The sequence below is a fragment of the Phenylobacterium sp. genome (genome assembly GCF_004799395.1).
GTDB lineage: Bacteria > Pseudomonadota > Alphaproteobacteria > Caulobacterales > Caulobacteraceae > Phenylobacterium.
The window spans coordinates 1-23442 of the sequence record NZ_SSMZ01000114.1 but is presented as its reverse complement, the minus strand read 5'-3'; the positions used below and the strand labels follow the sequence as shown (position 1 = coordinate 23442).

At 69.5% G+C, this 23442-nt stretch carries 25 protein-coding genes and 3 pseudogenes; 14 read left to right on the top strand and 14 right to left on the bottom strand.

The features are described from left to right. Positions 1-99: 99 nt before the first annotated feature. The 3 genes from rlmN to E8A12_RS08080 all read left to right on the top strand — a co-directional run bounded on the left by rlmN (position 100) and on the right by E8A12_RS08080 (position 2611). Positions 100-1269 (top strand): 23S rRNA (adenine(2503)-C(2))-methyltransferase RlmN, encoded by a 1170-nt coding sequence (gene rlmN, locus E8A12_RS08090; protein WP_293367449.1) that lies wholly within the window; start codon positions 100-102, stop codon positions 1267-1269. 66 nt (positions 1270-1335) lie between these two features. Beyond that, positions 1336-1764, top strand: a complete 429-nt coding sequence (locus tag E8A12_RS08085) for a DUF350 domain-containing protein (protein WP_293367447.1) — start codon at positions 1336-1338, stop codon at positions 1762-1764. Positions 1765-1783: 19 nt separating this feature from the next. Then, positions 1784-2611, top strand: coding sequence for a serine protease (locus E8A12_RS08080; protein ID WP_293367445.1), 828 nt, complete (start codon positions 1784-1786; stop codon positions 2609-2611). On the opposite strand, the gene E8A12_RS08075 is transcribed toward E8A12_RS08080, so the two are convergent. From E8A12_RS08075 to E8A12_RS08065, 3 genes are read right to left on the bottom strand one after another with little or no spacing between them, the layout of a single operon-like run. Next, a complete protein-coding gene (locus E8A12_RS08075) occupies positions 2608-3960 on the bottom strand; it encodes an MFS transporter (RefSeq protein ID WP_293367443.1) in 1353 nt (450 codons plus the stop codon). The two genes, E8A12_RS08080 and E8A12_RS08075, sit on opposite strands and share 4 nt — an antisense overlap. Positions 3961-3998: 38 nt before the next feature. Next, positions 3999-5549, bottom strand: a complete 1551-nt coding sequence (locus tag E8A12_RS08070) for a response regulator (protein ID WP_293367441.1) — start codon at positions 5547-5549, stop codon at positions 3999-4001. A 36-nt stretch (positions 5550-5585) separates the two neighbouring features. Next, positions 5586-5975 carry a helix-turn-helix transcriptional regulator gene (locus E8A12_RS08065; protein WP_293367439.1) on the bottom strand — a complete coding sequence of 130 codons (390 nt, stop codon included), beginning with the start codon at positions 5973-5975 and terminating at the stop codon, positions 5586-5588. A gap of 96 nt (positions 5976-6071) precedes the next feature. Here E8A12_RS08065 and E8A12_RS22770 point away from each other — a divergent pair. From E8A12_RS22770 to E8A12_RS08050, 4 genes and pseudogenes are all read left to right on the top strand, one after another. Beyond that, positions 6072-6266: pseudogene (locus E8A12_RS22770) on the top strand (helix-turn-helix transcriptional regulator); the annotation flags it as partial. 133 nt (positions 6267-6399) lie between these two features. Continuing rightward, a complete protein-coding gene (locus tag E8A12_RS08060; protein WP_293367437.1) occupies positions 6400-6738 on the top strand; it encodes a hypothetical protein in 339 nt (112 codons plus the stop codon). A gap of 194 nt (positions 6739-6932) precedes the next feature. Further along, the gene (locus E8A12_RS08055) at positions 6933-7301 is read left to right on the top strand and encodes a hypothetical protein (RefSeq protein ID WP_293367435.1); all 369 of its coding nucleotides are present in this window, start codon (positions 6933-6935) and stop codon (positions 7299-7301) included. 130 nt (positions 7302-7431) lie between these two features. Next, positions 7432-7848, top strand: coding sequence for a hypothetical protein (locus tag E8A12_RS08050; RefSeq protein ID WP_293367433.1), 417 nt, complete (start codon positions 7432-7434; stop codon positions 7846-7848). On the opposite strand, the pseudogene E8A12_RS08045 reads toward E8A12_RS08050, so the two are convergent. From E8A12_RS08045 to rdgB, 7 genes and pseudogenes are all read right to left on the bottom strand, one after another. Continuing rightward, positions 7794-7943: pseudogene (locus E8A12_RS08045) on the bottom strand (hypothetical protein); the annotation flags it as partial. The gene E8A12_RS08050 and the pseudogene E8A12_RS08045 overlap by 55 nt on opposite strands. 186 nt (positions 7944-8129) lie before the next feature. Continuing rightward, positions 8130-9077 (bottom strand): glutathione synthase, encoded by a 948-nt coding sequence (gene gshB, locus E8A12_RS08040; RefSeq protein ID WP_293367431.1) that lies wholly within the window; start codon positions 9075-9077, stop codon positions 8130-8132. A 94-nt stretch (positions 9078-9171) separates the two neighbouring features. Then, positions 9172-9987, bottom strand: a complete 816-nt coding sequence (locus E8A12_RS08035; RefSeq protein WP_293367429.1) for a transglutaminase family protein — start codon at positions 9985-9987, stop codon at positions 9172-9174. Between the two features lie 16 nt (positions 9988-10003). After that, positions 10004-10141, bottom strand: a pseudogene (locus tag E8A12_RS08030) (hypothetical protein); the annotation flags it as partial. 38 nt (positions 10142-10179) lie between these two features. After that, on the bottom strand, positions 10180-11052 hold the full coding sequence (gene rsmI / locus E8A12_RS08025; RefSeq protein WP_293367455.1) for a 16S rRNA (cytidine(1402)-2'-O)-methyltransferase: 873 nt from the start codon (positions 11050-11052) through the stop codon (positions 10180-10182). Positions 11053-11083: 31 nt separating this feature from the next. After that, on the bottom strand, positions 11084-12226 hold the full coding sequence (hemW, locus tag E8A12_RS08020; RefSeq protein ID WP_293367427.1) for a radical SAM family heme chaperone HemW: 1143 nt from the start codon (positions 12224-12226) through the stop codon (positions 11084-11086). Further along, complete coding sequence (gene rdgB / locus E8A12_RS08015) at positions 12223-12822, bottom strand: RdgB/HAM1 family non-canonical purine NTP pyrophosphatase (protein ID WP_293367425.1); 600 nt, start codon at positions 12820-12822, stop codon at positions 12223-12225. The genes hemW and rdgB overlap by 4 nt, the downstream gene beginning before the upstream one ends. A 411-nt stretch (positions 12823-13233) precedes the next feature. Here rdgB and E8A12_RS08010 point away from each other — a divergent pair, with 411 nt between their 5' ends. Next, positions 13234-13758 (top strand): DUF2975 domain-containing protein, encoded by a 525-nt coding sequence (locus tag E8A12_RS08010; RefSeq protein WP_293367423.1) that lies wholly within the window; start codon positions 13234-13236, stop codon positions 13756-13758. Positions 13759-13769: 11 nt separating this feature from the next. Further along, entirely contained in the window at positions 13770-14009 is a 240-nt protein-coding gene (locus E8A12_RS08005; protein WP_293367421.1) for a helix-turn-helix transcriptional regulator, read from the top strand. Positions 14010-14327: 318 nt separating this feature from the next. Here E8A12_RS08005 and rph read toward each other — a convergent pair whose 3' ends face one another. Next, the gene (gene rph, locus E8A12_RS08000; protein WP_293367419.1) at positions 14328-15044 is read right to left on the bottom strand and encodes a ribonuclease PH; all 717 of its coding nucleotides are present in this window, start codon (positions 15042-15044) and stop codon (positions 14328-14330) included. Positions 15045-15167: 123 nt separating this feature from the next. Between rph and hrcA the strand changes: the two genes are divergently transcribed. The 3 genes from hrcA (at position 15168) to dnaN (ending at position 18119) form a co-directional block, all read left to right on the top strand. Continuing rightward, a complete protein-coding gene (gene hrcA, locus E8A12_RS07995; protein ID WP_293367417.1) occupies positions 15168-16235 on the top strand; it encodes a heat-inducible transcriptional repressor HrcA in 1068 nt (355 codons plus the stop codon). Positions 16236-16263: 28 nt separating this feature from the next. Next, the gene (grpE, locus tag E8A12_RS07990) at positions 16264-16887 is read left to right on the top strand and encodes a nucleotide exchange factor GrpE (RefSeq protein WP_293367415.1); all 624 of its coding nucleotides are present in this window, start codon (positions 16264-16266) and stop codon (positions 16885-16887) included. Between the two features lie 113 nt (positions 16888-17000). Continuing rightward, positions 17001-18119: a DNA polymerase III subunit beta gene (gene dnaN, locus E8A12_RS07985; RefSeq protein WP_293367413.1), complete on the top strand. Its 1119-nt coding sequence runs from the start codon at positions 17001-17003 to the stop codon at positions 18117-18119. Positions 18120-18625: 506 nt separating this feature from the next. On the opposite strand, the gene E8A12_RS07980 is transcribed toward dnaN, so the two are convergent. Next, positions 18626-18940 carry a zinc-finger domain-containing protein gene (locus tag E8A12_RS07980; RefSeq protein WP_293367411.1) on the bottom strand — a complete coding sequence of 105 codons (315 nt, stop codon included), beginning with the start codon at positions 18938-18940 and terminating at the stop codon, positions 18626-18628. Between the two features lie 105 nt (positions 18941-19045). Here E8A12_RS07980 and E8A12_RS07975 point away from each other — a divergent pair, with 105 nt between their 5' ends. Then, on the top strand, positions 19046-19996 hold the full coding sequence (locus tag E8A12_RS07975) for an ABC transporter ATP-binding protein (protein WP_293367453.1): 951 nt from the start codon (positions 19046-19048) through the stop codon (positions 19994-19996). A 12-nt stretch (positions 19997-20008) separates the two neighbouring features. On the opposite strand, the gene E8A12_RS07970 is transcribed toward E8A12_RS07975, so the two are convergent. Continuing rightward, positions 20009-20944, bottom strand: coding sequence for an alpha/beta hydrolase (locus tag E8A12_RS07970; RefSeq protein ID WP_293367409.1), 936 nt, complete (start codon positions 20942-20944; stop codon positions 20009-20011). After that, positions 20941-21456 (bottom strand): GNAT family N-acetyltransferase, encoded by a 516-nt coding sequence (locus tag E8A12_RS07965; protein WP_293367451.1) that lies wholly within the window; start codon positions 21454-21456, stop codon positions 20941-20943. The genes E8A12_RS07970 and E8A12_RS07965 overlap by 4 nt, the downstream gene beginning before the upstream one ends. Before the next feature lie 126 nt (positions 21457-21582). Here E8A12_RS07965 and mutS point away from each other — a divergent pair. Next, positions 21583-23442: DNA mismatch repair protein MutS (mutS, locus tag E8A12_RS07960; RefSeq protein ID WP_293367407.1), on the top strand; the 1860-nt coding region annotated here is incomplete at its 3' end.

Genomic DNA, 23442 nt, shown 5'->3' with positions numbered 1-23442 from the left:
ATTCCCACTCCCAAACTTTCGGTAAACCTGTCACGGGAGTTTGGCCGCGCCCGCGGATTCCCCTATATTACGGGTCCTCCATACAGGAAGCTTATCCCCTTGGGTGTCACCCTCGACCTTTCGCGTGCGCCGGCCGCGCCCCGCGCCGCGGCAAAGCCGAATCTGTCGGGCCTGACGCGGGCCGAGCTGGCCCAGGCCCTGATCGCGGCCGAAGTCGCGCGCCCGGAGAAGGCGCGGATGCGCGCCACCCAGCTCTGGCGCTGGATCCACCATTACGGCGTCACCGATTTCGCCGCGATGAGCGACGTGGCCAAGGAGATGCGCGCCGCGCTGGCCGAGGTTTTCACCATCGCCCGGCCGGAGGTCATCGAGCGGCAGGTGTCGAAGGACGGCACGCGCAAGTGGCTGATCCGCACCGCGCCGGGCATCGAGATCGAGACCGTCTACATCCCTGACGTCGGCCGCTCCGGGGCGCTCTGCGTCTCCAGCCAGGTGGGCTGCACGCTGAACTGCACGTTCTGCCATACCGGCACCCAGGCGCTGGTGCGCAACCTGACCGCCGCGGAGATCCTGGCCCAGGTGCAGGTGGCCCGCGACGACCTCGGCGAATGGCCTTCCCCGAAGGAAGACCGCAAGCTCTCCAACATCGTCTTCATGGGCATGGGCGAGCCGCTCTACAATCTGGACAACGTCGCCGCCGCCATCGACATCATCGCTGACGGCGAGGGCATCGCCATCTCGCGCCGGCGGATCACGGTCTCGACCTCCGGCGTCGTGCCGGAACTGATCCCGTTGGGTGAGCGGACTCAGGCCATGCTGGCCATCTCGCTGCACGCCACCAACGACGCCCTGCGTGAGGAGCTCGTACCGCTCAACAGGAAATACCCGCTCGCCGAGCTGATGGCGGGCGTTCGCGCCTTCCCGGGCCTGTCGAACAGCAAGCGGGTGACCTTCGAGTACGTGATGCTGAAAGGGGTCAACGACACCCCGGCCGAGGCCAAGGCCCTGGTCCAGCTGCTGAAGGGCATTCCGGCCAAGATCAACCTGATCCCGTTCAACCCCTGGCCCGGCAGCCCCTACGAATGCTCCGACTGGGGAACCATCGAGACCTTCGCCGCAATCCTGAACCGCGGCGGCTACGCCTCGCCGATCCGCACGCCCCGCGGCCGCGACATCCTGGCCGCCTGCGGTCAGCTGAAAAGCGAGAGCGAGAAGGTCCGGGCCAGCGTGCGGCGAAAGGCGGCGGCCACGGACGCCGCCGAGAGCTAGAGGCGCTTTCCAGAAGCGCCGCGCCGCGTGCTATCGAAGGCGCCCGTCCACCGGAGCCGCCCGCCGATGACCACGCCCCTCCAGTCGCCGGAAATCCAAGCCTTCGCCACGGGCTTCCCGATCACCCTGCTGCACGCCGGCGTGACAGTGGTCATCCTGTTCGCCGCGGCGGCGCTCTACGTGATGTTGACCCCACACAAGGAAATTCGGCTGATCCGCGAGGGCAACACCGCCGCGGCGGTGTCGCTGGGCGGGGTGCTGGTCGGCCTGGCGATACCGCTGGCCGTTTCGCTGAAGGCCTCGACGACCCTGGTCGAACTGGCGCTCTGGGGGGTGGCGATCACCCTGGTCCAGCTTTTGGTCTTCCGGCTGGTAGACTTGATCCTCCACGGCCTGCCCAAGCGCATCCAGGATGACGAGATGGCGGCGGCCGCCATGTTGGTGGGCGCCAAGATCGCCACCGCCCTGATCCTCGCCGCCGCCGTCTCCGGCTAGCACCGGAGACGGCGCGTCCATGCACTTCCCCCGGCTGCCCGACTGGCTGATCTACGCCGCGGTGGTGGTCGCCCTGCTGTTGGCCGCGGTCGGCCGCCAGGAGCGCGCAGACGCCCCGCCGGCGCCGCCGCCGACCCCGGAGGCCGAGGGCGCGGCCCTGGGACCTGCCTCGCCCTTCGATCCGGCCGTGGTGGTTGAGGTTTCCGACAAGACCGAAGCCGGCGCCGGCACCGCCTTCTCCATCGCCTCTTCCGGGGTCTGGATCACCGCGCGCCACGTGGTCGAGGGCTGCTCGCAGGCGGCCATCGTCGTGGCCCCGGGGCGCGGCGTGGCGGCGACGGTGCGCATCGATCCCAGCGCCGAGACGGCGATCCTGACGACTGATGGCGGCGCCGCGCCCCTGCCGCTTGGGCTCGGGCAGAGGCTTCGCCGGGGCGAGCGCGCCTTCCACATCGGCTTTCCGCAGGGCAAGCCGGGCGAGGCCAGTTCGCGCCTGCTGGGCCGCGAGAACCTGGTGGTGCAGGGCCGCGGCGCGCGCACGGAGCCGGTGCTGGTCTGGGCCGAGACCGGTCGCACCGACGGCCTGAAGGGAACGCTGGGCGGCCTCTCCGGCGCGCCGGCCCTGGATGCGCAGGGCCGGGTGGTGGGCGTCACCATCGCCGAGGCGCCTCGCCGCGGGCGCATCTACACCACCTCGCCGGAGACCACGGCGCGGACCCTGGCGGCCAGCGGCCGACGACTTGCCGACAACCCCGGCGCGCCGATCACCGCCGACAACTATGGCCGTGTCGCCGACGACCTCCGCCGCAACCTGCGGGTCGCCCAGGTGGTCTGCCTGACGGCCTAGACGGGCGCCGGAACCGCCCGCGCGTGGATGCGCGCCAGGATCAGGAACAGCACCAGGGCAGGGAGCGCGATCAGACCCGCGCCGACGAAGGCGATCTCATAGGCCGGCATCTGGCCGTAGGTTTTGGCCATCCCCTCGACGATGGCCCCGGAGAAGCCCTTCAGGAACTTGCCCAACATGGCGTAGGCCGACGACAGCAGCGCATACTGGGTCGCGGTATAGCCAAGGTTGGTCAGGCTCGACATGTAGGCGATCAGCGCGACGCCCGCGTACCCCTGCACGAAGTTGTCGGTCCCCATCACCGCGCTGAAGATCGCCACGTTCCCGGGATGCAGCGCCAGCAGAGCGAAGGACGCCGTGCCCAACCCCTGCAGCACCGCGCCGGCGATAAGCGTCGGGAAGAGACCCAGACGCACGGCGCTGACGCCGCCCGCCGCGACGCCCGCCAAAGCCCCAAACAGGCCGATCGAGCCCCTCACCGCCGCCACAGCGTCCTTTGTCAGGCCCAGGTCCACGTAATAGGGCGTGTACATCGGCCCCATGACGAAATCGGGCAGGCGGTAGGTGGCGATGGCGATCAGCATCAGGAAACCCAGCGCCTTATGCTGGGCGAAGAAGTCGATGAACGGCCCGACCACGGCGTCGAAGAAGCCACGCGGGTTCCATAGGGGCGCCTGGGCCCTCAGCGTGGCCTCAGCCCGCGCCGGCTCCAGGGCGAACCAGGTCGCGACAAGGCCGATGGCCATGGCGGCGCCATAGGCGACATAGGCGCCGGGCCAACCGATCCGCGCGGCCACCGCCAGGATCAAGGCGTCGGCGGCGATGATCGCGGCGCGGTAGCCGAGCGCCGCTGCGGAGGACAGCAGGCCCTGTTCGTCGACGTCGGCGGCGGCTTCAATCCGCCAGGCGTCGATGGCGATATCCTGGGTGGCCGAGGCGAAGGCGGTCAGGAGGGCGAAGGCGCCGATGGCGGTCAGGCCGCCCGGGCCCTTGGGGCCGACGGCCGCGATCCCGACGAGGCCGGCGGCCACCAGGATCTGGGCGAAAGCCATCCAGCCGCGCCGCCGTCCCAGCCTCCCCAGCAGCGGCAGGTCCACGCGGTCCACCACCGGCGACCAAAGCCACTTCAGCGAATAGGCCAGGCCGACCCAGGAAATAAAGCCGATGGCCTTCAACCCCGTGCCCTCGTCACGCAGCCAGTAGCCCAGGGTGTTGGCGGTGAGCAGGAACGGCAGGCCAGAAGAGAACCCCAGCGCCAGCGTCACCGCGACCTTGGGCTGGCGCAACTCGCGCAGCACCTCCATGGCCGTGCGCTTGCGGCGCGGCGGGGCGCTGGCTGGCGTGGTCATCGGCGGCCTCTTGGACGAAGGCGCGCCCCGGCGCCCGGTCAGCCGACCTTGGCGCGCCGCAGGGTTTCCGTCCAGCCGGGTCCGGTCCAGCGGGTCAGGGTGGCGCGCAGTGCGTCCGGCGACATCGGCTTGACCAGGAAGTCATTCATCCCGGCAGCCAAACAGGCGTGGCGGTCGTCCTCGAAGGCGTTGGCGGTCAGGGCGACGATGGGGGTCTCGACGCCCATCTCGCGCAGCACGCGAGCGGTCTCCACCCCGTTCAGGCCCGGCATCCGCATGTCCATCAGGATCAGGTCGTAGGATCCCACCTTGGCCGCCGCGATGGCCTCGTCGCCGCCGCCGGCGTGGTCGATCTCGCAGCCCTCGCGGGTCAACAGGGCGCGGGCGAGCAGCGCATTGATCGGATTGTCCTCCACCAGCAGCACCCGCTTGCCAGGCGCCGCGGCGGTGGCGATCCGTTCGTCCTCGGCGGCGACCGCGGCGGCTTGTTCGGCGCCGGCGGCAATCAGCACCCGCTCGGCGAGGGACGCGCGGCGCAGGGGCTTGATCAGATAGCCAGCGAAGCCGGAACGGCGGTAACGGCCGATCAGCGCGCGCTCGTCCGGCGCCAGAAGGATGATGGCCCGGCGCTCCGGCGGCCGCCGCAGCAGCCGCGAGCCGGTAGCCAGGGCGTGATCGACCAGGATGACGTCGCCGAACTGGGTGTGGGCGATCAAGTGGTCCAGATCGGCGGCGGCGACCGGCTGGCCGTCGCAGGCCTCAATCTGCCGCCAGGCCGCCTCGCGGACCATCGGATTGGACGAGGCCACGCCAACCCGGCGACCGGCCAGGCCGGCGACCGGCGCGGGCGCGGCCGCCGGGCGGAAGGCGGCTTCGAACCAGAAGCACGAACCGCCATGCGGGCGCGCCTCGACTCCGACTTCGCCATCCATCGCCAGCGCGAGGCGCCGCGCGATGGCCAGGCCGAGACCAGCGCCGCCCATGTGGGCATGGGCGGGGTCAGCCTGGGCGAAGGCTTCGAAAATGCGGTCGCGCTGGTCGGTCGTAACGCCGGGACCGGTGTCCTCGACGGTGAAGCGCAGGCGGCCGCCATCGCCGGGGACCACGCCCACCAGAACCCCGCCGGTTTCGGTGAACTTCACGGCGTTGCCGGCGAAATTGAGCAGGATCTGGCGAAGCCGCCCTTCATCGGCGCGGATGGCGCCGGGCGCCGCCGGGGCGGCCCAGGCGATCTCGACGCCCTTTTCACGCGCCCGCGGCGACAACAGTTCGCTGACCCCGCGCAGCAGCGCCTCGACCTCGACCTCGCCCAGGTGCAGATCGACCTTGCCGGCGCCCAGCTTGGCGAAATCCAGCACGTCGTTGACCAGGGTGAGCAGGTGCTCGCCCGATTCGCGGATGGCGGCGGCGTAGGCGCGCTGCTCGGCAGTCAGGCGCGTGCCCTCCAGCAATCGCGACATGCCGAGCACGCCGTTCAGGGGGGTGCGGAACTCGTGGCTCAGCGAGGCGAGCTGCTCGGCGCTGATATGGGCGCGCCGCGGCCGGCGTTCGGCCAGCGGTCGTGCCGGCCTGAGGGGAGGACTGCGCATGGCGCCTGCGATAGCCGCAAACGCCTTAACGGTCGGTCAAGCGACCTCATCGCCGGTCATCTCGCGGGCCAGCGCCAGCAGGGCGATGCGGGTGCGCGGGTCGGGAATCCCGTTGAACGCCTGCAGCATCTCTAGCGCCCCCGGGCGGGAAAGGGCGCGGAACACATCGTCGTCGTCCTCGCGGCCGGACGATTCCTCCCCGACCAGCCAGGAAATCGTTGTGTTCAGCGCCTGGGCTGCGGTCAGCAGGGTGGAGGCGGCCACGCGATTCGCGCCACGCTCGTACTTTTGGACCTGCTGGAAAGACACCCCAAGCCGTTCCGCCAGGTCGCTCTGGGAAAGTCCCAGTTGCCGGCGCCGGGTTCGCAGGCGCGCGCCGATGATCAGCTCCAGTTGGGCGGTGCGGCCGGGGTTGGGTGTGTCCATCGCGACGCCTCCAATGCGTCACAGTGTAGCTGATCGTCGTTGCGGGCACGCGTTAAAGTAGACGCGGGCCGCAAGTCATCGTTAACTGCTAACGCTATGCGAGCACGCGACATCATCGCCGAAGATCCGGTGGGACTGCTTACACCGCGGGAGCGCGAATGCCTGCGGCTGGTGGATCAGCACCTGTCCTCCAAGCAGATCGCTCGCGAACTCGGCATGTCGAAGACTTCCGTGGACACCTACTGTGACCGCGCACGCCGCAAGCTGGGCGTGGAGGACCGCTACGCCGCGGCGCGCCTGGCGCGCCAACTGGACGTTGACGTTCCCGTTAACCATGTCCTGACCGGATCAGGACACGACGCGATCAGGACAGACGCCGCAGTCAACCTCTGGCCCGATGAAGGGGCAACAGAGGGGGTGGCCCATGGGCGACTGGCAGAACTTCGACAATCGAGCGGTGATCGGCAAGGCCCTGCGCCTACGCCGGGAGATCGACGACTTCGAGGCCCGCTGGCCGACTCCGGCGGCTCGGGAGGAAGCCCTCCCGACCTTTACCTGGGCGCAACTGGAACGACAGCTCGTCGATCTGGCGGCGACTCCGGCGCAAGCCAAGATGGTCCGGCACCTGGTGTCCGGCACACGGAAGCTGGCGCCGTTCAAGCCTTCGGAAATGGTCCTGCGGGAAATCCTCTGCATGACCTGGGTTCTGCTCGACGAGAACTTCAAGTCGGAACCCGACGCTGGCTCGACCGAAATGATCTGAGTCCCGTCGCCCGGCTCGGCGCCATCGTGGCGATCGCCGTCATCACCGTCCTGGCTTTCGGGGGGATGCTGGCGGGTCTCCACGCCCTCGAGGACCTCGGGCGAACTTTTTTCCGGGCCTGAACCGGACCGAAACCATAACCCGCTTAAACCCTTAGCCGCACGTCGCAGCCCGACGCGCGCAGGAGAGAACTCATGCTCAAGCAACGCCGTATGATCGCCGAGCAAGTCGCCGGCGCCCTGTTCGAAGCCGAGGCCGCCATCGACATGGCTCTCGCCAAGACCGCCGCTCTCACCGGCGCCATGCCCTCCTTGCGCACGCAGGTCGGCGCATCGGCCCTGATCGGCCAGGGTGCGGTCGAGCGCGCCAGCCAGGCGATCGCCGCCCTGGCCGACGCCCGCCGTGCGATTGTCGAAACTCACAACGAGCTGTCGATCGTCCAGAGCCAGATCGGCCTGGGCGCGGTGACCCTGAGCTGCCCGACGGGTGGCGACAAGCCGCCGCCGTCGTTCGCCACCGCCGACCAGCCGCAGATCGGCCGCCGCGCCCTGCGGATCGCCTAAGCCAGGACACCGTTTCGCCGCTGGGCGTTCCAGTCGCGCCCCGGCTCTGCCAGAGTGGCCCCCAGGTTCAGCCTGGGGGCCATTTCTGTTCTACGCCATCTACCCCTATTTCGGTCTCGTCCTGACGGTTGTGGTCAGCGGAGCGGCGCTCTGGCAGGGCGACCGCGAGGAACAGATCGCCGCCGGCGGCGTCCTCATGTCATGGGCGATCACCGTCGCCCTGCGCGACCGTAGCTGGATCGGAACCCAGTGGGCCGCCTTCGCAGCGGACTTCGGTCTGCTGCTGTTGATCACCGCCATCTCGCTCCGCACGCCGCGCTACTGGCCGCTGGTTGCGGCCGCCTTCCAGCTGATCTGTGTGCTGATCCACGTCGCCAGGATCGTCGATCCGAAGGTCCACGCCTGGGCCTACGCCACAGGCCAGGTGATCTTCACCCAACTCTACATTTGGGCTGTCGGCGTCGGAGTGTTCAACACCTGGCGGGCGCGGCGTCAGTTCGCGAGGACCGCCGACCCAATGGCCGATCCCGGCGCCACGCGGCGGTAGATCAGCGCCTCGGCGACCTGGACGAGGCGAACGGGCCCGGCGCCTTCCAGGTCGGCGATAGCGTGGGCAAGCCGCAGGGTGCGGACCCGGCCGCGCCCTCCGCTGGCGCGGGCAGCGCCAGGTCGGCGGCCATGTGCATCCCCACCCCAAGACCTAGTGGTCTAGCCTCACTTATCCACAAGTGCGCACCACACGATTGCGCTCAGATCAAGAACAAAAATAGAACCTATGGGGAAGATGAGACGTTTCCGTGACTTGCGGGCGCGTCTTCCGGAAACAGCCTAGGCCGTGGCGCGAAGGGTTTCAATCCGTTGCCAGAGGATATCGGCCGCGTCGATTCCGCTGAACGTCTTCAGCGCCACAGCCCCCGTGGGCGAGGTGACGTTGATCTCGGTGAGGTAGTCGCCGATCACGTCTATGCCGACAAACAGCAGGCCGCGCGTCTTCAGTTCCGGCCCGATGGTCGCGCAGATCTCCCGGTCGCGGGCGGTCAGCTCGACCGCCTCGGCGCGGCCGCCGACCGCCAGGTTGGAGCGGATCTGGCCTTTCTGCGGCACCCGGTTAATGGCGCCGACCGGTTCGCCGTCGATCAGCAGAATGCGCTTGTCGCCTTTGGTCACCGACGGCAGGAATTTCTGCAGGATCACCGGCTCGCGGCTGAGCTCAGCGTGAATCTCCAGCAGGGCCTCAAGGTTAGGATCGTCGGCGAGGTGCCGGGTGACGCCGGATCCGCCGCGCCCGTTCAGGGGCTTCAGCACCACGTCGCCATGTCGGCGGCGGAACTCGGCGATCTCTTGGCGGTCCGAGGTGATGAGGGTCGGCGGCTGCAGGCTCGGAAAGTCGGTGACGAACAGCTTCTCCGGCGCGTTGCGCACAGAGACCGGGTCGTTCACCACCAAGGTCCTGGGATGGACCTTCTCCAGGAAGAAGGTCGAGTCGATGTAGTTCATGTCGAAGGGCGGATCCTGACGCAGCAGGATCACGTCGAAAGCCGTCAGGTCGACGCGCCGGTAGTCGCCAAGCGTCGCGTGGTCGCCGGGCCGACGCTGCACACTCACCTGGCGTCCGCGGGCGAAGACCCGGCCCTCGTCCATGGCCAGGGTGTCGGTGGTGTAGACGAACAGGCTGTGGCCCCGCGCCTGGGCCATCTCCATCATCAGGAATGTCGTGTCGCCCTCGATGTTGATCCCCTCGATGGGATCCATCTGCACCGCGACCTTGAGGGACATGGAGAGCTCCGGACGACCTGAGCCTTGGAGATAGGCCGCCCGCGTGCGTAGCGCCAGCCGCGCGAAGAGGCCACTGGCGCAACGGCGCGAGCCGCTAGTTCAGCTGCAGCCGCACCCGCTCCCGCTGCGCCCTCGCAGCCAGCGCTGCGCCGCCGTCGAGCTCCGTCGCCCGCGCCAAGGCCTCCAGCGACCCGGCCAGGGCGCCTTGCCCCTCGCGGGCGGCGGCGACGTCGAGCCAGGGACGATGGTCGGCGGGGTCCAGGAGGGCGCGGCGCAGGGCGGCCCGCTCGGCGCGGGTGAAGTCGCGCATCTGGCTGGCGCGGGCGAAGATGGTGTTCTGCAGGCGCATCAGGACGGCGCGGTCGCTGACCGGCGCCATCAGCCGGTCCAGCCGGTCGGCGACATTGGGCGTCAGGCCCGCGTGCAGAGCACGGCGGGTGAGCTCAGACGGCAGCACAACCCGCCCCTCCGAGAATGGGTCCAGGGCCAGCGGGCCCTCTTCCGTCTCGATACGCAGCAGGAAGTGGCCGGGGAAGTCGACGCCCTGGACGGTGAGCGAACATTTACGCGCGGCGTGCAGGTAGAAGACGCCCAGCGCCACCGCCAGGCCCTTGCGCCGCTCGGCGACGGCGACGATGTCGGCGTTGTCCGGGTCGTCGTAGGTCAGGAGGTCGCCGGCCAGGCGCAGGTCGCCGGCCATGCTCTCGGCCAGGGCCTCCTCGGCGCTTTCCTGCTTCAGCCGCTGCGCCAGGCGCTCGGCGCCGGCCGCGGCCAGATCGCGGGCCGCCTGTGGATCGCGACTGGGATCCTCGTGGATGGCGCAGGCGATCGCGGCCTCCAACAGGGGGAAGTCCGCATCGGCGCCAGCGCCGGCGCTCAGCAAAATGGCTTCAGCCTCCTCGCGGCCCATTCGCCAGCCCGTCCCCTCAACTTCGCTTCCAGGCGTCTGGAATATGCCTGGGCAATCTACCCGGTGCGAGGGCTATGAGGTCGAGGCGAACCGCCGCACCGTTGAGCGCCGCCCGCCCCGCCGCCAGCACCTCGGCGCGGCGGCCGGCTTCGCGGCCCGCGCGGCCGCGAGCCTGGCGGGCCTCCGTTCGGCTCATGGCTTGGCCCGCATCGCCATAGCCCGCTGGTAGACTTCGCGCCGCGAGAGGCCGAGCGCCTTGGCCACTTCCGCGGCGGCCTCCGCCGGGCGTAAGCGCAGGAGGGCGTCGCTCAGCGCCGTGTCGATGTCGTCGGCGGTGGCCTCAGCCTCATGCCCGGGGCCGACCAGGATCACGATCTCGCCCTTCGGCGCGTCGAGGCGCGGGTCGGCCGCCAGGTCCGCCAGCGGCCCGCGGTAGAGGGTCTCGTAGAGCTTGGTCAGTTCGCGGCAGACCACGGCGTCGCGGGTCTCGCCCAGGACGGCGGCCATGTCGGACAGGCTGGCGGCCAGGCGCGATCCGCCCTCGAAGAACACCAGGGTGGCGCGAATGGGGGCCAGCTCCTCGAGGAATGTGCGGCGTGCGGCGCTCTTCGGCGGCGGAAATCCCGCGAACAGGAAGCGGTCGGTGGGCAAGCCGGCGGCTGAGAGGCCCGCCAGCAGGGCCGACGGTCCGGGGATCGGGAAGACGGACACACCCGCAGCGGCCGCCTCGCTGACCAGCCTGTAGCCGGGATCGGAGACCAGGGGCGTGCCGGCGTCGGAGATCAGCGCCACGCGCTTGCCCTCGGCCAGCGCGGCCATGGCCTTGGGGCGCGACCGCTCGGCGCCGTGCTCGTCGTAGCGCTCCAGCTTGGCGGAAAGCCCATAGGCATGGAGCAGCTTGCCGGCGACGCGGGTGTCCTCGGCCAGCACCAGGTCGGCCGCGGCCAGGATGTCGAGGGCGCGGAGCGTGATGTCGCGCAGATTGCCGATCGGCGTCGCCACCACATAGAGCCCCGGCGCGAGCGGGGTGTCGTCGAGCTTGGGTGGTGGGATGCCCTTGGCCATGGCGGAGGGTTCGCGTGTCACGCCTGCGATGTCAAAGGGCGAGCTCTTGCGTCAGCCGATCCAGCACCAGCCGTCCTGACGCCGTGGCCCGCAGACGCTGGGGATCGTCGGCCAGCAGGCCCAGGTCCACGAACTCGGCGATGCGATGCGGCGCGATCGCCAAGGCCGCGACGTCGGCGAGCGGCACGCCGTCGGAGAGCCGCAGCCCGCTCAGCAGCCGCTCCTGCGCCGCCTCGCGGGGGCTGAGCGCCTCGCGCTCGGTGAATCCCAGGCCGGTCTCGGCGACGCGGGCGATGTAGTCTGCGGGCCGGGCGGCGGCGTGAGTGGCCTGGCGGACACGGGCTTCGGTGATCCGCCCGTGGGCGCCGGGGCCCGCGCCGACATAGTCATGGCCTTGCCAGTAGATCAGGTTGTGGCGCGAGCGGGCGGCGACGCTTCGGGCGTGGTTGGAGACCTCATAGGCCTCGAAGCCGGCCGCCTCGAGCACCCGCTGGGTGGTGTCGAACAGGTCCGCGCCGACGTCGACGTCCGGCGGGGTGAAGGTCCCGCGACGGACGGCGCGATCGAAGGCTGTGCCGGCCTCGATGGTCAGTTGGTAGGGCGAGACGTGCTCGGCTCCGAGGTCGAGGGCGGCCTGCAGTTCCTCGGCCCAAGCCTGCGGCGTCTGGCCCGGCCGTGCGTAGATCATGTCGATGGAGAGCCGTGTGAAGGCCTTGCTGGCGGCCTTGGCCGCGCGGATTGCGATCGCCGCGTCGTGGTTGCGGCCCAGGAAGCGAAGCGCCTCATCGTCCAGCGACTGGAGGCCCAGCGACAGTCGATTGACCCCGGCGTCGGCGAAACCCGCGAACCGCGCCGCCTCCGCATCCGTGGGATTGGCCTCCAGGGTGACTTCCAGGTCCGCCGCCGGTGACCAAAGACGCCTGGCGGCGGCGATCATCTCGCCGGCCCATGCGGGGTCCATCAGCGAGGGCGTGCCGCCGCCCAGGAAGACGGAGGTCAGCTCGCGAGGTCCGGTCAGCGCGGCCTGGGCCTCCAGGTCGGCGACGATGGCCCGCGCCAGAGACGCCGGCTGTTCGCCGCCGCGGTCCTTGAAGACGTTGAAGTCGCAGTAGGGGCAGATGCGCGCACAGTAGGGCCAGTGGATGTAGACCCCCAGCTTCAGGCCGGTGGTCACAAGAGCGCGGCCTTCAGCTTGGCGAAGGCCCGGGCGCGGTGGCTCATGGCGTCCTTCGCGGCGGGTTCCATCTCGCCGAACGTCAGCGCGCCGCCCTCGGGTACGAAGATCGGGTCGTAGCCGAAGCCCCGGTCGCCGCGCGGCGGGAAGGTGAGCGAGCCGTCGATGCGGCCCTCGACAACCACCGCCGGCCCACCCGGCCAGGAGACCGCGAGCGCGCTGGTGAACCAGGCGGAGAAGTCCTTGGCGCCAGTTTCCTCAAGCCTGTCCTCGACCTTCTTCATGGCGACGGTGAAGTCACGTCCCGGACCGGCCCAGCGCGCCGAATAGATGCCGGGCGAGCCCTCCAGCGCCGCCACCGACAGACCGGAATCGTCGGCCAACGCGATCAGCCCGCTGGCCTCGGCGGCGGCGCGGGCCTTCAGGAGCGCATTGCCGACGAAGGTGGTCTCGGTCTCATCCGGCTCGGCCAGGCCGAGCTCGCCGGCGCTCACCAGCACGAAGCGGTTGTCGAGGATTTCGGCCAGTTCGCGGGCCTTGCCGGGGTTGTGGGTGGCCACCACCAGCCGGGTCCCGGGCTCCAGCTTTAGCGCCATCGATTCACGCTCCCTTTACGCAAAAGGGACCATAGCCCCCGCCCGCCGTGTTGCATTGCAAAAGTTTAATATCGTTACTCGATATTAATTTGAACGCTAATCGATGCGGCCGTATTGAATATCGACATCGGGACCGTACATCCGGCCCACTCGCACGCTGCACCGCAGCAAAACTGGAATGAAAGGAACAGATCATGTTCTCGCCTTTGATGAAGACCTTCGACCGCGCTTCCCTGGCCATCTTCATGGCGCTCGCTGTGACCCCGATGCTGGCCGTCGCCGTCGCCGCCACGATCCACTAGGCTTGCGCGTCTTGGGGTTCGTCCGACCCGCTCCCGCCGCGCCCCATGGGGTCGCCGCCGGGGCGGGTTTTGGCGCCGCCCCGGCAGGCCGAGCGGGGGAGGTTTCGGGATGCGTGCGCTAGGACCGGGATCGGTCTCCAGTTTCCTGAAGATCATCCTCGACGTGGTTTTCGCCGCCCTCTGGATCGCGCTGGGCGCCGTGGCGCTGGCCACCCTGGCGGCCTTGCTGTTCAGCTTCAATCCCGACCTTTTCCCCGACATCATGAGCAAGAACGCCTCGGTGGTGGCGATCCGCGGGCCGCTGTTCGCCGGCGCGCTCCTGGTGTTCGGCCTCTCGATCGGCGGCGTGCTGGTGATCGTCCATTCGCTGCGCCAGATCTTCACCACGCTCACTGCCGGCGATCCTTTCCATCCGACCAATGTCGGCCGCCTGCGCCTGATCGGCCTGATGCTGGCGGCGCTGGAGATCGGCCGCTATTGCGTCTGGGGCCTCAGCCCCTTCCTGCCGTGGATCAAGGACGTGAAACCCGACCTCAGCCTCACTGCCTGGTTCTCGGTCCTCGTGGTCTTCGTCCTGGCGGAGGTGTTCCGTGAGGGCGCCCGGCTGCGGCGCGAAGCCGAACTGACCATCTAGGCCCGGCGCCCATGCCCATCCGCGTCCAACTCGATCGCGTCCTGCTCGAACGCCGCATGTCGCTGACCGAGCTTGCGGACCGGGTCGGCGTCACGATCGCCAATCTCTCGATCCTGAAGACCGGCAAGGCCCGCGCCGTGCGCTTCTCCACCCTGGCGGCGCTCTGCCGCGAACTGGATTGCCAGCCGGGCGACCTGCTCACCTACGAAGCCGGCCCTTCCGATGACCTCCCCGACGACGAAGACACGTAGGCGCGCCGCCGAGGCTGGAGCTGCTTCGTCCAGCCGGGTTGTTGCGCCGCGGTGCGACAAATCAGCTTTGCTGTAGGAAGCCTTGCAATCTCAAAGGGGGATTTCTATATGCGCCGCACAATATTGCGCTGCACAAAGGAGTGTCCCATGATCGCTTCGATCGAACGGGTCCTGAACGCCCTCTTCGCGCCGCTGGCGCGCGAGCTGAACCGGATGCCGCCTTCGGCCTTCCGCTATCTGGTGGCCGGGCTCTAAGGCCAAAAGACCGCTCAGGCGGTTCGAAGCGGGCGGCTGGGAAACCAGCCGCCCGTTTTCGTGTCAGCCGCCCGTCGCGGCGCGCTGCAGGATGACCAGTTCGCCGATTCCCTTGCGGGCCAGGGAAAACAGGGACTCGAACTCGGCCTCGGAGAAGCCGCGCTTCTCGCCGGTGGCCTGGATCTCCACGATGTCTCCCTTGCCGGTCAGCACGAAGTTCGCGTCCGCCTCGGCGTTGGAATCCTCCTCGTAGTCGAGGTCGAGCACCGGGGTTCCGTTGAAGACGCCGCAGCTCACCGCCGCCACCTGGTCGAGGATCGGGTCGTTCGTGATCACGCCCTCCTCAAGCAGATATTTCGTGGCCAGGCGCAGCGCCACCCAGGCGCCGGTGACCGAGGCGGTGCGGGTGCCCCCGTCGGCTTGGATCACGTCGCAGTCGATGGAGATCTGCCGCTCGCCCAGGGCCTTCAGGTCGACGATGGCGCGCATGGAGCGGCCGATCAGCCGCTGGATTTCCTGGGTGCGGCCCGATTGCTTGCCTTGCGCGGCCTCGCGCCGGCCTCGCGTGTGAGTCGCGCGAGGCAGCATGCCGTACTCGGCGGTGACCCAGCCCTGGCCCTTGCCGCGCAGGAAGCCCGGCACGCCCTCCTCCAGGCTGGCGGTCACCAGTACCTTGGTATGGCCGAAACTGACCAGGCAGGAGCCTTCCGCATAGCGGTTGACGCCGGTTTCCAGGGTCACGGGCCGCAGGATATCGGCGAGGCGTTCGGACGGGCGCATTCAATAAGACTCCTGGGACTTCGGCTCGAAGAGGGGCGGCGGCTTGCGCCCACTTGCGCGGCGCTTATCCTAGATCGGCAAGGTCCCGTCCATGGACGCCACCGAGAACGCGCCGCCGCCCACGTGAATACCCCCCTCTTTGCCTCCGGTCCCTCCCTGGCCGAACTCGACGAACGCGCGCGGGACATCTTCCGCCGCATCGTGGAAAGCTATCTGGAGACCGGCGAGCCGGTGGGCTCGCGCACCCTGTCGAAGGGCGGACTGTCGCTGTCGCCGGCCTCGATCCGCAACACCATGCAGGATCTGACCCAACTGGGCCTGCTGGGCGCGCCGCACGTCAGCGCCGGGCGGCTGCCGACCCACGCGGGCCTGCGCCTGTTCGTCGACGGCCTGCTCGAGGTGGGCGATGTGGGCGCGGTGGACCGCCAGGCCATCGAGGCGCGCCTGCACGCCCATGGCCGCAACTTCGAGGACGCCCTGAACGAGGCGAGCTCCATCCTCTCCGGCCTGGCGGGCGGCGCTGGCGTGGTGGTGACCCCGATCCGCGACGCCGGCGTCAAGCACGTGGAGTTCGTCTCCCTGGGCGTTGAGCGGACCCTCGCGATCATGGTCTTCGCCGACGGCACGGTAGAGAACCGCCTGATCCGCCTGCCGGCCGGCGTCACGCCCTCGGCCTTGACCGAGGCGTCGAACTTCCTGAACGCACGGCTGCGCGGCCGCACCCTCGCCGAGGCCAAGACCGACCTCGCCGCCGACATCGCCCGCGCCCGGCGCGAGCTGGACGCCAGCGCCGCGCGGCTGGTGGAGGACGGCCTGGCCGCCTGGGGCGGCGGCGACGCCGAGGACCGGGCGCTGATCGTGCGCGGCCGCGCCAACCTGCTGGACGAGCCGGGCGCCGTCGACGACCTGGAGCGAGTCCGCTCGCTGTTCGAGGATCTGGAGCAGAAGGAGCAGCTGATCTCCCTGCTGGACGGGGTGCGCGAGGGCCAGGGCGTGCGCATCTTCATCGGCGCCGAGACCAAGCTCTTCTCACTTTCGGGTTCCGCCGTGATCGCCGCGCCCTATATGACGGGCTCGCAGCGGGTGCTGGGGGCGATCGGCGTGATCGGCCCGGCCCGGCTGAACTATGCGCGGATCATCCCGTTGGTGGATTATACCGCCCGCGTGCTGGGTCAGGTGATGAACGCCTGAACGGCCAGAGCTGAGAGACGAGAGCTAGATGTCCGAAGACGATACGCCAGACGAAGCCGACGCCTTCCTCGCCGAAGCGGGTGAGGCCGAGCTGGCGGCGCTCAAGGCCGAAAACGCCGCGCTGAAGGAGCAGATCCTGCGCTATGCGGCGGAAGCCGAGAACACCAAGCGCCGCGCCGAGCGCGAGGCCAATGACGCGCGCGCCTATGCGATCCAGAAGTTCGCCCGCGACCTGCTGGGCGTGGCCGACAACCTCAGCCGCGCCCTGGCCCATGAGCCGGCCGACAACGGCGACGCGGTGGTGAAGAACTTCGTGCTCGGCATCGAGATGACCGAAAAGGAGCTCCTGGGCGCCTTCGAACGCAACGGCCTGAAGCGAATCGCCCCGCTTCGCGCTGAGAAGTTCGATCCGCACCAGCACCAGGCCATGGCCGAGGTTCCCGGCACCGATGTCGCCGCCGGCGGCATCGTCGAGGTGATGCAGCCCGGCTTCGAGCTGCTCGGCCGCCTGCTGCGTCCGGCCATGGTGGTGGTCGCGGCCAAGGAGTCGAGCGCCCAGCCCGAGGGGGCCAAGCCGAACGGGGCGGGGCCGAACCCCTACGCCGGCGGCGATGACGCCGATCCGGGCGGCTCTGTGGATCGCCGTGCCTGAGGGCCTCCCGCGCCCCTTCCGTCCGCCTGCAAAATGGCTAATGTCGCAAGTCCTTCCAGGTCGGGGGGCGCAGGCCGCGAATCGCGCCTGCGCGGTGCGGTTCGGACAAAGACATGAAGCTGACGATCGAGCGGGCGGCGCTGCTTAAGGCGCTCGGGCATGTGCAGAGCGCGGTGGAGCGCCGCAACACCATCCCGATCCTGTCCAATGTCCTGCTCTCGGCCGAGCGTGACCGGCTGACCTTCTCGGCCACCGATCTGGACATGGAGATCATCGACGAGGCGGTCGCCCAGGTGGACCAGCCGGGCCAGATCACCGCGCCGGCCCACACCCTCTATGAAATCGTCCGCAAGCTGCCGGAAGGCTCAGACGTGGTGCTGGCCTTCACCGGCGAGGATCCGCGCCTGACCGTCTCGGCCGGGCGAAGCCGCTTCAACCTGCCGGTGCTGCCGGCCGGCGATTTCCCGGTGATGACCTCCGATGGTCTCTCGGGCCGCATGGCCGTCGACGTCACCGATCTGATCCGGCTGATCGACAAGACCAAGTTCGCGATCTCCGCGGAGGAGACGCGGTACTATCTGAACGGGCTCTACCTGCACACCGTGGTCGAGGACGGCCAGACCAAGCTGCGCGCGGTGGCCACCGACGGTTCGCGCCTGGCGCTGGCCGAGATGGCGGCGCCGGACGGCGCGGCCGGCCTACCGGGTGTCATCGTGCCGCGCAAGACCATCGCCGAGGCCCGGCGCCTGCTGGACGACGCCGGCGAGCAGGTTGAGCTGCAGATCAGCCCCCAGAAGGTGCGCCTGGACTTCGGCGGCGCGGCGCTGACCTCCAAGGTGATCGACGGCACCTTCCCCGACTATCCGCGGGTGATCCCCAAGGACAACAACCGCATCGTCCGGGTCGACTCCAAGCTGTTCGCCCAGGCCGTCGACCGCGTGGCCACCATCTCGGCGGAGAAGTCCCGTTCGGTGCGCATGGCGGTCGAGGGCGGCAAGTGCGTGCTGACCGTGCGCAACATGGAGGCCGGCCAGGCGGTGGAAGAGCTGGAGCTGGACTACGACGGCGACGCCTTCGAGCTCAGCTTCAATGCCCGCTACCTGCTCGACATCACCGACCAGATCTCAGGCGAGCTGGCCGAGCTGCGCTTCGGCGGCCCGAACGACCCGGCCCTGGTGCTCGATCCCCAAGACGCGGACGTGCAGTACATATTGATGCCGCTACGGGTGTAGGCGAGGCGGGAAAGCGCGGGATGAACTGGCTCTCTCGCATAGCCCTTCATAGCGCGGCGCGGCGTTTCGCCCAGCGGCTTCCACAAGAGCTGCACGCCGATTGGGGCGCATCCCCCGCCTACACGGTCGATCAGGTGAAGGCAGCGTTGGCGCGATGCCGGCTAGGCGGGCGCTATGTCGCGGTCGCCTATGCGGCGTTCCTGACGGAGGCAGATTATCTGGCGGTCGCGCCATCCCTGCCACTTGTGCTGCCCTACGATAAGGCCCGCGCTGTATACGGGAGCGAGCGACCCACGGGCGATGCATTCAGCGATCTGCGTGATGGGGAGACCACCTCCGCGCCCTTCATGCGAGGCGGAGTATGATCAACTGAACGGACTGCGCCTTAAGTCCTTAACTTGCCGAGAGGCCCAAGTTCGCAATCAACTATGGGCTTGAGGGCTATCCAGCATTCTCAAGAGTGCCGGTTCGGACCGGTGTTCCCTCTCCCCTAGTGGGAGAAGGTGTCAGTGCCCGTGCGACCCTTCGTACACGCCCGGCGCCACGAGTTCGCTCTCCGGGCCCTCGGTCCCGCTGGCCAGGACAAAGCGGCGGTCGCAGTAGCCGCACTCGACGAAATCCGCCTCGCCCATCTCCAGATAGACCCTGGGGTGGCCCAGCGCACCGCCGACCCCGTCGCAGGCCACGCGCTTGGAGCGCACGATGACGATCTCCGGCGCCGGCAGGTTAGGGACCAGGGCCCCCTTGGCGGGGGCCGGCTCCGGCTTCTTCTTCGCCGAGGCGGGCTTCACGAGCGGTTTGGGGGCGGCTTTGCGGGCCATCGGGCAATCCTTCTGAGCGGCCCGATTGTGGAGGGGCCGCCGCGCGCCTAGGTATGCGAGCGCGGCTTTCCCAGTCAATGTGGAGAGGGCAACGACGGGATGTTCATGAATCTGCCGGACTACGCGATTGAGGCCAGGGGCCTGGTCAAGACCTATTCGGCCACCAAGACGACGCCCGAGATGCGGGCGCTGAAGGGCATCGACCTGGCGATCCCGCGCGGCTCGATTTTCGGCCTCCTGGGGCCGAATGGCGCCGGCAAGTCGACCTTCATCAACATCCTGGCCGGGCTCTGCCGCAAGAGCTCGGGGACGGCAAGCATCTGGGGCCGCGACATCGACGAGCGTCCGCGCGACGCCCGCGCCGCCATCGGCGTGGTGCCGCAGGAGATCGCCGCCGACCCGTTCTTCACGCCATTCGAGGCTCTGGAGGTGGCGGCCGGCATGTACGCCGTGCCCAAGGCCGAGCGCCGGACCATGGAACTGCTGAATGCGCTGGGCCTCGGCGACAAGGCCAACGCCTACGTCCGTCAGCTCTCCGGCGGGATGAAGCGCCGGCTGATGGTCGCCAAGGCGATGGTCCACAACCCGCCGGTGCTGATTCTCGACGAGCCCACCGCGGGCGTCGACGTGGAACTGCGCCGCCAGCTCTGGGCCTATGTGCTGGAGCTGAACCGCAAGGGCGTGACCATCGTCCTCACCACCCACTACCTGGAGGAAGCCCAGGAACTCTGCGACCAGATCGCGATCATCAACCGCGGCCGGGTGGTGGCCTGCGAGCCGACCACGACGCTGCTCGCCCGGATGGACACCCGCAAGGTGCTGGTGACGCCGGACCAGCCGGTGACCGAGGCTCCGGTCCTGGCGGGGTTCGAGACCCACCTGCTGCCGTCGGGCGGATTTTCGGTCGGCTACCGCACCGGCCAGTCGAGCGTCGAACAGGTCCTGGGCGCCATTCGCGCCGCCGGCTTGCACATCAAGGACATCTCCACAGAGGACCCGGACCTGGAGGACGTGTTCGTCTCGCTGACCTACGCCGCGCCTGAACCGGCCGTTTAGCCCTCCTCCCGATCAAGGAAGCGAAGGGGCCTTAGGCGGCAGAAAGATCGTCCAGCTGCCGTCGCGGCTGGCGAACACCGACTCCACGCCCATGGCGACGGAGGCCCAGGTGGTCGAGCCGGGCGCGATTTCCTCCACATGGCCTTCGCCGGGGATCGAATAGGTCCAGGCGCGGATGTCGCCGGCGGCGCGGGCCTTGACGACATAGGCCCTGCCCTGAGATGGCGGCGAGGTGTCGTCCAGGTCGCCGTGGATCAGCATCCGGGGGACCGGCAGGGGCACGAGGCGCGCCGGCGAGGTGTCGGCCAGGGGATCGGCGGCCCTGGATCCGGCCAGCAGGCTCGCCACGGTCTTTTCCCCGCAGCCTTCCTTCGCCGTCGCCAGGTCCGGGAGGCCGCCCAGGCTGACGACCCAGGCGATACTGAGCGGCTTGCCGTCGCGCAGCGGGCTCGACCTCGGCAGCTTGCCGCGCGCCCCGAGCCACAGCGCCAGGTGCCCGCCGGCGGAATGGCCGAGGACGACGATCTTGTCGGTCCTCAACCCATAGTCCTTGCCGTGCGCGACCAGGGCGTCGGCGGCGGCGTTGACGTCCTGGAAGGCGCCCGGATAGCCCCCGCCGGGCCGGTCGACGCCACGGTACTCGATATTCCAGACGGCGATCCCGCGCCGACGCAGGTCCTCGGCGGCGTAGTCCATGATGTGCAGGTTCGAGAGGCCCGAGCGCCAGCAACCCCCGTGGATCATCAGCACGGTCGGGAATGGCCCCTTGCCCTCGGGCCGCCAGACCTCCGCGACCTGCAGCGGATCGGGTCCATAGGCGATCTTCGCGGAGGCCTTAGGCAGCGGCCGGCCCATCAGGTCGGGCCAGTCCATCAGCTGCGGCTGGGCCTGCGCAGAAAGTGCTAGGCTCCAGGCCAGCGCCGCCAGGCCGAGCCCTGCAGCCCTCATGCGGTCAGGCTGCGGATGTCTCGCCAGCGGTACGCCACCTCGTAGAGCAGGCGTCCGCCTGGGCCGGGCTCCTGCCGCGCGGCCTCCGGCTCGCCGCCAAGGTGCTCGTAGAAGCCGCGGGCCCGCAGATTGTCGCGCAGCACCGAAACCATCAGCGATGTCGCCCCCTGAGCCGACAGGGCCCGCGCCATCTGGGCCATCAGCCGTGCGCCCACGCCCTCGCCCTGCGCCTGGCGCAACACATAGAGGGTGGCGACTTCCGCCTCGCCTGGCGCGCCGCGGCGCGAAGCGCCACCTTGAGCGTAAGCCACCAGGCTGTAGCGATCGGCGGCGACCAGGGTCACGCTCTCGCCCGGCTCGGACAGCGCGCGGCGAAAACGCCGGGCAAACCCCGGCTCGCTCATCCGCGCCAGGAAGGCGTCCGCAAGCAGGCCGCGATAGGTCTCGCGCCAGGAGGTCACGTGGACGCGCGCCATCTCTTCGGCGTCGGACGGTCCGGCGGGGAAGACCACGAAGCTCAAATCCCTGAAGCTCCACGATGAACAGGCATCCATCCACAGCTTGGGCCTGTTCGTCTCAGGTTCAAGGGGCCCGAGGGGCTGACGGGACTCGCTGCGACAGTTAGCGTCACGCGGCTCATGAACGCCCAGGCGCCCTCCACCTTGCCCGATCCGTCCGCCGGCGCCTCGCCGGTGATGGCGCAGTATTTCGAGGCCAAGACTCGCCAGCCGGACGCCCTGGTGTTCTTCCGCATGGGCGACTTCTACGAGCTGTTCTTCGAGGACGCCCAGAAGGCCAGCGCCGCGCTCGGCATAACGCTCACCGCGCGCGGCCAGCACGGCGGCAATCCGATCCCGATGTGCGGCGTGCCCGCGCACGCGGCGGAAGCCTATCTCGCCAAGCTGATCCGCGCCGGCTTCAAGGTCGCCGTCTGCGAGCAGATGGAGAACCCTGCCGAAGCCCGGAAGCGCGGCTCCAAGTCGGTGGTCCACCGCGACGTGGTCCGCGTGGTGACGCCGGGCACCTTGACCGAAGAGGGCCTGTTGGACGCCCGCGGGTCCAATCGCCTGGCGGCCATCGCCGTGCGCGGCGGCCAGGCGGCGGTGGCCAGCGTCGAGCTCTCCACCGGCGAGGTGGAGTGCCTGGCGACCAGCGTGGCGGGCCTGGCCTCCGCGCTGGCGGCGCTCGGCCCCTCTGAAATCCTGGTCCCTGACCGGTTGTTCGTCGAGGAGCAGGTGTCGGCGGCGTTGAAGGCGGCTGGCGGGTTTGTCCAGCCGCTGCCCCAGGCCTTGGCCGAACCGGCGGCCTCCGAGGCCCGGCTGAAACGGCTCTATGGCGTCGATACCCTGGACGGTTTCGGGGCGCTGTCGGGCGCGGAGGTTTCCGCGCTGGGACTGATCGCCGCCCATCTGGAGACCACCCAGGCCGGTAAGCTGCCCGCTTTGTCAGCGCCCAGGCGGGCGGGCGAGGCGGACGTCATGGCCATCGACCCGGCGACGCGGACCAGTCTGGAGATCGAGCGGGCCACCTCCGGTTCGCGAGACGGCTCGCTGCTGGGCGCCATTGACCGCACGGTGAGCGCGCCCGGTGCGCGCCTGTTGGCCGCGCGGCTGGCCAGGCCCCTGCTCGACCCGGCGGCCATCGACGCCCGACTGGATGCGGTGGCCTGGTTCTGCGAGCACCGCTCGCAGCGGCAGAAGCTGCGGGAGGCGCTGAAGGGCCTTGGCGACATGGCCCGCGCGCTCAGCCGCCTGGCGCTGGGCCGCGGCGGGCCGCGCGATCTCGGCTGCCTGCGCGACGGCCTGGCGACCGGCGAGGCGGTGACGAGCCTGTTCGTCTCCACGCGTGACCCGTTGGTCGAGCAGCCGGCGGAGATCGCCCAGGCCCTGACCGCGCTGAACCCGGCTCTGCATCCCGACCTCGCCCAGTTCCGCGCCCTGCTGGACGAGGGCCTGGGCGGCGATCTGCCGTCCCTTGCCCGCGATGGCGGCTTCGTGCGCGAGGGCGTGCGGCCCGAACTCGACCAGGCCCGGGCGCTGCGCGACGACAGCCGCCGGGTGATCCTGGGCCTGGAGGCGCAGCTGGCGGCCGACAGCGGGGTGGGCTTGAAGATCCGCCACAACGCCGTGCTCGGCTACTTCGTCGAGACCACCCCAAAGGGGGCCGAGCCCCTGTTCGCCGCGCCCCTGAACGCGACCTTCATCCACCGCCAGACTCTCGCCAACCAGGTGCGCTTCACCACCGTCGAACTGGCCGAACTGGACGCGAAGATCGCCCAGGCCGCCGAGCGGGCGCTGGCCATCGAGCTCGACACATTCGAGGCCTGGCGCGACGCCGCGGTCGGGGTCGCCGCCGATCTCCAAGCCGCCGCGAGCGCCGCCGCACGGCTTGATGTGGCCGCCGGCGTCGCCGAATGGGCCGAGGATGTGGGCGCCAGCCGCCCGGTGGTTGACCGCTCCACCGCCTTTGAGGCGCAGGCGGCCCGCCATCCGGTGGTC

Coding starts and splice junctions, on each gene's coding strand:
- rph (WP_293367419.1), bottom strand. CDS start 15,044: ATGCGCCCGTCCGAACGCCTCGCCGATATCCTGCGGCCCGTGACCCTG.
- E8A12_RS07970 (WP_293367409.1), bottom strand. CDS start 20,944: ATGAGGGCTGCAGGGCTCGGCCTGGCGGCGCTGGCCTGGAGCCTAGCA.
- E8A12_RS07975 (WP_293367453.1), top strand. CDS start 19,046: ATGAATCTGCCGGACTACGCGATTGAGGCCAGGGGCCTGGTCAAGACC.
- grpE (WP_293367415.1), top strand. CDS start 16,264: ATGTCCGAAGACGATACGCCAGACGAAGCCGACGCCTTCCTCGCCGAA.
- E8A12_RS08065 (WP_293367439.1), bottom strand. CDS start 5,975: ATGGACACACCCAACCCCGGCCGCACCGCCCAACTGGAGCTGATCATC.
- E8A12_RS08070 (WP_293367441.1), bottom strand. CDS start 5,549: ATGCGCAGTCCTCCCCTCAGGCCGGCACGACCGCTGGCCGAACGCCGG.
- E8A12_RS08080 (WP_293367445.1), top strand. CDS start 1,784: ATGCACTTCCCCCGGCTGCCCGACTGGCTGATCTACGCCGCGGTGGTG.
- E8A12_RS08035 (WP_293367429.1), bottom strand. CDS start 9,987: ATGGGCCGCGAGGAGGCTGAAGCCATTTTGCTGAGCGCCGGCGCTGGC.
- E8A12_RS08060 (WP_293367437.1), top strand. CDS start 6,400: ATGGGCGACTGGCAGAACTTCGACAATCGAGCGGTGATCGGCAAGGCC.
- E8A12_RS08055 (WP_293367435.1), top strand. CDS start 6,933: ATGCTCAAGCAACGCCGTATGATCGCCGAGCAAGTCGCCGGCGCCCTG.
- E8A12_RS08005 (WP_293367421.1), top strand. CDS start 13,770: ATGCCCATCCGCGTCCAACTCGATCGCGTCCTGCTCGAACGCCGCATG.
- gshB (WP_293367431.1), bottom strand. CDS start 9,077: ATGTCCCTCAAGGTCGCGGTGCAGATGGATCCCATCGAGGGGATCAAC.
- E8A12_RS08085 (WP_293367447.1), top strand. CDS start 1,336: ATGACCACGCCCCTCCAGTCGCCGGAAATCCAAGCCTTCGCCACGGGC.
- E8A12_RS08010 (WP_293367423.1), top strand. CDS start 13,234: ATGCGTGCGCTAGGACCGGGATCGGTCTCCAGTTTCCTGAAGATCATC.
- dnaN (WP_293367413.1), top strand. CDS start 17,001: ATGAAGCTGACGATCGAGCGGGCGGCGCTGCTTAAGGCGCTCGGGCAT.
- E8A12_RS08075 (WP_293367443.1), bottom strand. CDS start 3,960: ATGACCACGCCAGCCAGCGCCCCGCCGCGCCGCAAGCGCACGGCCATG.
- rdgB (WP_293367425.1), bottom strand. CDS start 12,822: ATGGCGCTAAAGCTGGAGCCCGGGACCCGGCTGGTGGTGGCCACCCAC.
- rsmI (WP_293367455.1), bottom strand. CDS start 11,052: ATGGCCAAGGGCATCCCACCACCCAAGCTCGACGACACCCCGCTCGCG.
- E8A12_RS07980 (WP_293367411.1), bottom strand. CDS start 18,940: ATGGCCCGCAAAGCCGCCCCCAAACCGCTCGTGAAGCCCGCCTCGGCG.